This window comes from Nonlabens sp. (assembly GCF_047636915.1).
Taxonomy (GTDB): Bacteria; Bacteroidota; Bacteroidia; order Flavobacteriales; family Flavobacteriaceae; genus Nonlabens.
This window is the reverse complement of the sequence record NZ_JBLIGN010000034.1, coordinates 21,070-27,069: the sequence shown is the minus strand read 5'-3', so window position 1 is coordinate 27,069 and position 6,000 is coordinate 21,070. Positions and strand designations below refer to the sequence as shown.

Genomic DNA, 6,000 nt, shown 5'->3' with positions numbered 1-6,000 from the left:
AAATCGGTACTGGCAGCTACTTTACTGCGAACACTTTTATCAGATGCATTTAAAAAAGCATCAGAAAAATTATTTGCTCCTTCAACATGAGCAAACATGGCATCAATAGAAACCTCATCTAATGAATAATCTAAAAGAGCGGCAGCTAATTCATCAGCCATTTTAATACGAGTCGTCTGACCAGAATAAGCAACAGAACTTTCTGAGTTTCTCTCAAAAGAGTAAGTCGCAGGTGCTATTACATTATTTGTAATGGAAGCTTCATCATCATTATCACATGAGGTGAATGTTGCTGCAAAAACCGCAGTCAGGACTAAAAAAGATATTTTTGTAAGTTTCATTTCTGTTTATTTAGACTTAATATAAATAATTTCTATTTTCGAATGCAAATATATATCCTTATTTAGATTAAATAAATATAAGAGGCTTTTTAATCTATTGTTATTTCTTATAGCTTCCATAAAAACCATTGGTAAAAAATATAGAATGATTCTAAATAAGGGTTGGACAGCCCATAATAAGCTAATTGTAGCGTTATCTTTTACAAATATTTTGATGGATGTTCCGCTTTCGCGAAAGCGGAAACAGTAGTGATAGTGTTCTCTTAAACCAGCTCTGCCTCAAAAAGCTCTTCAAAGTATTTCTTGATTTTATCTTTTACCTCCTCCAGATCTATTTCTCTTTTAAGCTCGACAGCAAGCGAAGTCACGGCTTTATCATCAATACCACAGGGAATAATATGATCGAAATACCCCAGATTCGTATTTACGTTAAAGGCAAAACCATGCATGGTGACCCAACGACTTGCCCGGACACCCAAGGCACAAATCTTGCGAGCAAAAGGCGTTCCCACATCCAGCCAAACACCAGTTTCTCCAGCACTGCGCTCTCCTTTAAGACCGTAATCAGCTAGAATTTTAATAAAAATATCTTCTAAAAAACGGAGGTATTTATGAATATCGGTAAAGAAATTATCGAGATCTAGAATAGGATAGCCAGTAATCTGTCCAGGGCCGTGATAGGTAATGTCACCACCGCGATTGATCTTATAAAAAGTAGCTCCTATTTTTTCCAACAAACCCTCGTTAGCCAATAAATTTTCAAGAGCACCATTTTTACCTAAGGTATACACATGATCGTGCTCCACAAAAAGCAAGTGGTTTGCAGTTTCAAGACCCGCATCTTCTCTCCTATTCTTGATTTTAGTATCCAGTATGCGCTTAAAGAGCTGCTCTTGGTACTCCCAAGTTTCTTTGTAATCTTTGCGACCTAGATCTTGAAAATTTACTTTCTTGTTCATAAGGCAAAGGTAAAAGTAAGAAGACCATTTACCTTAAAGAATGTATAGGATTTACCTATCTGGATTATTCAAAATTATCAACGCCGCTATTACACCAGGAATCCAACCCAATAATGTGAGTATAAAAACAATAATAATAGAACCACAACCTTTGCCTATGACGGCTAGTGGTGGAAAAATAATGGCCAGAATAACACGCCAGAAGCTCATAAAAAAGGTTTTAAGAATTAGAGATGTGGCCCTGTTTTAGGACGTCGAGTTTATTACCGTTGTTGACATTAACTATCATTAAAGCTATTCTTCAAAGCTTTTTAACTCCTACTTCATACCTAAGAGCACATTCCTATAGAACTAAGACCCTGAAAAAACTATTTTGTTACACCATAATAGCAACTTACCTTTGCGAGCTTAATTCAAACAAACAATATGCAACTTTCTGAACAAGAAATCGTACGCCGTGAAAAACTAGGCAAGCTGCGTGAGATGGGAATTGATCCTTATCCAGCAGCACTTTATCCAGTAGATTCTACATCTAAGAAGATTAAAGCCGATTTCCAAGAAAGAAAACAGGTGGTTATCGCTGGGCGTTTGATGCGTAAAAAAATACAAGGAAAAGCCTCTTTTGGAGAAATTCAAGATGCTGATGGCCGCATTCAGGTTTATTTTAACCGTGACGAGATTTGTCCAGGAGATGATAAATCCATGTATAATGATGTGTTTAAAAAGTTATTGGACCTGGGTGATTTTATAGGAATAAAAGGAGAGCTTTTTAAGACCCAAGTAGGTGAAATAACGGTGAACATTAAAGAGTATACTTTATTAAGCAAATCTTTAAAGCCATTACCACTTCCTAAAACAGATGCTGACGGTAATACATACGACAAGTTTATTGACCCAGAAATGCGTTACAGACAGCGTTATGCAGACCTAGTAGTGAACCCACATGTGAAGGAAGTATTTATTAAAAGAACCAAACTTTTTAATGCGATGCGTTCATTTTTTAATGAGCGTGAATATTTTGAAGTAGAAACTCCTATCCTGCAACCTATTCCAGGTGGAGCTTCGGCACGTCCTTTTATGACGCACCACAACTCACTAGACATACCGCTTTATATGCGTATTGCAAACGAGCTGTATTTAAAAAGACTTATTGTAGGTGGCTTTGATGGAGTTTATGAATTCAGTAAAAACTTCCGTAATGAAGGAATGGATCGCACGCACAATCCAGAGTTTACAGCTATGGAAATCTATGTAGCTTATAAAGACTACAACTGGATGATGGACTTCACCGAGGAGCTTCTTGAGAGTTGCGCGGTAAGTGTAAACGGAGAAACCAGCAGTCAGTTTGGAGAACATAAAATTGAGTGGAAAGCACCGTATCCTAGAATAACTATGCGCCAGTCCATTATTGATTTCACTGGATTTGATATCGATAGCAAAAGTGAAGAGGAGTTGTACGCTTTCGCTAAAGCAGAAGGAATAGAAGTCAACGCCACAATGGGAAAAGGAAAGTTAATCGACGAGATCTTTGGAGCAAAATGTGAAGGTCAGTACATCCAGCCAACGTTTATTACAGATTATCCTAAAGAAATGTCACCGCTTTGCAAACAACACCGAGATAATCCAGAGTTAACAGAGCGTTTTGAATTGATGGTTTGTGGTAAAGAAATCGCAAATGCCTATTCAGAATTGAATGATCCTATAGACCAAAGAGAGCGCTTTGAAGCACAAGTTGCTCTAGCAGACCGCGGTGACGACGAGGCTATGTTTATAGATCAAGATTTCTTGCGTGCATTGGAATATGGAATGCCACCTACTTCTGGACTGGGAATAGGAATGGACCGATTGATCATGTATTTAACTAACAACCCTTCGATACAAGAAGTGCTTTTCTTCCCACAGATGAAGCCAGAAAACACAAATACAATTGCGCTAAATGAAGACGAACAACAGGTTTTTGACTTGCTTACTAAGTCTGGCAAAATAGAGCTAACTGCCTTAAAAGATCTAACTGGCTTGAGCGGTAAAAAATGGGATAAATCCATCAAAGGACTTACTGCTAAAAAAGTGGCTAAGGTGGATAAAACAGATGATGGCCTTTTTGTAGAAGTGGTTTAAATAAAACTTTTTTGTACCTATAAATCCCTTAACTAACGGTTAAGGGATTTATATTTTTAAGCTACTACCTACTTATAAAAATCTATTTCAATAGTTGTTCTAATAAAACCTTTGTTTTCTCAAAAGAAGGACTAGGGGCTTTATCGTCATAAACGTTTCCGTCTTTATCTACGATTATAAACCTTGGTATAGAATTGATACCGTAGGCTTTCATGAATGGACTATCAAAAGAATTATCTGCAAACAATTGAATACCTCCTAATTCTTGTTCCCTTACCATGTTTTCCCAATTTTCATAAGCTTTAATTTTATCTACAGAAATACTGATAAATACGATATCTTGACCATCAAAATACTCTTCTAGCTTTTGTAAATATGGAATTTGCTTTTTACAAGGAGCACACCACGTTGCCCATACATCCATATAGATGAGTTTTCCCTTAAAATCTGAGAGTGACACCTCTTTTTTCTTAATATCCTTATAAGTAAAAGAAGGTGATACATCACCTTTACTAATCAAAAACAATGATTCCATTTGTTTTTTAGCAGCTGCGATATACTCTTTACTCGTAGAATATTTCTTAATCAGTTTAAAATAATCTTTAGCTTTGGCTTTATCTCTAGTAATCTGGGAATAGAAACCATTAAAGACAGAATTGATCACTTCTTCCTCCTTAATTTCTAAAAGTTTTGTGCTCATATTCTTAAAACCTACTTCTTTATTTATTCTTTTAGACCAAATAGAGTTGACCAGATAATAATAGTAGGGCTGCCATTTATAATCCTGCATATTTCTTAGATCAACACCTTTAAGCTCAGAATAAAAGTTATTTGAAAGTTCAATCTCTTTACCTAGATAATAGGTATAGCTCGTTTTAAAGTTTTGAATGCTTAATAAATAATTATATTGAAGGGATTTCTCCTCGTCTTCCATAAAATAGGGTTCTACATCAATTTGCTTTAATTCCTTTTGCAGTCTTTCCTTAACGCCTAAAAGGTTTTCCAAATATTTAGTTTCAGAAACGTCATAAAATGAATTTATATCTTCAGTCATTTTTTCCATTAATTGCGCTTTATGAACCAAATAATTATTCCTTTGAGCGCCGTCACCAGAAAAATATAACGTCTTATTAAAAATTTTGGCGTCAAATGATATTTCCAACTTGTCGTTAGGGTATACATATATATAGACAGATTCACGACCATACTTCAACAAATAAAAACCTTTTTCGAGAGACAGTTTTAAATTAAAATTCCCTTTAGGATCTACCTCAGCCGATTCAATAGTTGCATTAGATATAGATTTAATACTTACCGTATCAAAAGTTGAATTCTTAATAAATCCGGAGATTTCAATTGTACCAGAATTTGCAAAAGTTAGTGTAGAAAGCAGTAATGCTAGCAGTATAATGATGTATTTCATGTGATGTATTAATGTGGAGCGCTCCTTGTAAAGCTAAGTATTCAAAGAACATTATTCAACCAAATATAAAGGAGATCTAGGGAATATAGAGAAGTGATCATGCAAATAATCTAAGTGTTCCAAATATACTTCAAGATACAACCCTTACTTTTTCCTTCTTATAAATGAAACCTTATTCAAAATACACAGTCATAGAAGGGTAACATAAAAGAACACACTCATGAAAAAGACCTTGTTTTTAATAACCATCCTAACCGCAGGAATTTCCAATGCGCAAGAGGCTAAAAGAGATCGCAATCCAGAACAAATGGTATCGATTCAATCTAAAAAAATGACTCTCGCTTTAGATCTGGATGCAAAGCAACAAGCACAAGTAGAAAAATTATTAATGGCCCATACCAAAGAACGCCTGGCTGATAAAATGACTAAAGAAGATCGTTCAGAACTTACAAATGTTCAGAGATTTAATGCTCTAGAACAAATGCTAGAAAATAAAATCACTAGGAAACGTGAAATGAAAAGCATTTTAAATGCAGATCAATACATCAAATGGGAGAAAATGATAACGAGAAAAACCAAAGATAAAAGGAAAGGTGTCAAACAAAGAAGAGGGGCAAGAGGAGATCGCAACAATTAATGGTGCAAATGAACTGCTTTAAGTAATTAACTTAAGCGTTATCAAGGCTGGCTTCTTAGTTGAATCCAGCTTTTCAATTATTCCTTTTGATCATACCTTATTTAAAATTCGATCATTTAATTAACAGGAATAAATTACTTTTTATGATCGCTATGCTTGGAAGCTCTTTACCTTTTGCATTTTAAGAACTAAGCAACTCGCAACAAATAATTAAGTAACAAACGACAGTAAGATTTCAAAATTTTAAGGCAAAACTCGATACTAAGATCGCAGCTTCTTTTAAACTTACAATGTTTGATACAATCAAACATGCTGACATTAGGGGAAATAAAAAACATCAAAGAAGAGCTTGTGGAAGGTTTCGATCAAAGATAGAAAGAAGTTATAAATTATTAAGCGAGTCAGAATGGCATGACGAATAATTATCAAGACCTTAGAGAAAACTTATTAAGGAAATAAACATTCAACTTACTCTAAAGAAAGGGGAACTCTAAATAATAAAATATTGTTGATCGTAAAATA

General features: G+C 34.9%; 6 protein-coding genes. 2 read left to right on the top strand and 4 right to left on the bottom strand.

Annotated features, from left to right (window positions below; genetic code table 11):
• From ACJAT0_RS07145 to ACJAT0_RS07135, 3 genes are all read right to left on the bottom strand, one after another.
• Positions 1 to 341: DUF4856 domain-containing protein (locus ACJAT0_RS07145; RefSeq protein ID WP_415181118.1), on the bottom strand; the 341-nt coding region annotated here is incomplete at its 3' end.
• 263 nt (positions 342 to 604) lie between these two features.
• Positions 605 to 1,300 carry a lipoyl(octanoyl) transferase LipB gene (lipB, locus tag ACJAT0_RS07140; RefSeq protein WP_415181117.1) on the bottom strand — a complete coding sequence of 232 codons (696 nt, stop codon included), beginning with the start codon at positions 1,298 to 1,300 and terminating at the stop codon, positions 605 to 607.
• 51 nt (positions 1,301 to 1,351) lie between these two features.
• Entirely contained in the window at positions 1,352 to 1,510 is a 159-nt protein-coding gene (locus tag ACJAT0_RS07135; protein WP_374003630.1) for a YqaE/Pmp3 family membrane protein, read from the bottom strand.
• A gap of 216 nt (positions 1,511 to 1,726) precedes the next feature.
• On the opposite strand from ACJAT0_RS07135, the gene lysS reads away from it, so the two are divergent.
• Positions 1,727 to 3,418, top strand: coding sequence for a lysine--tRNA ligase (gene lysS, locus ACJAT0_RS07130; protein ID WP_415181116.1), 1,692 nt, complete (start codon positions 1,727 to 1,729; stop codon positions 3,416 to 3,418).
• An 82-nt stretch (positions 3,419 to 3,500) separates the two neighbouring features.
• Here the strand turns inward: lysS and ACJAT0_RS07125 are convergent, their stop codons facing one another.
• The gene (locus ACJAT0_RS07125) at positions 3,501 to 4,841 is read right to left on the bottom strand and encodes a TlpA family protein disulfide reductase (RefSeq protein WP_415181115.1); all 1,341 of its coding nucleotides are present in this window, start codon (positions 4,839 to 4,841) and stop codon (positions 3,501 to 3,503) included.
• Positions 4,842 to 5,061: 220 nt separating this feature from the next.
• On the opposite strand from ACJAT0_RS07125, the gene ACJAT0_RS07120 reads away from it, so the two are divergent.
• On the top strand, positions 5,062 to 5,478 hold the full coding sequence (locus ACJAT0_RS07120; protein ID WP_415181114.1) for a hypothetical protein: 417 nt from the start codon (positions 5,062 to 5,064) through the stop codon (positions 5,476 to 5,478).
• The last annotated feature ends 522 nt before the right edge of the window (positions 5,479 to 6,000 follow it).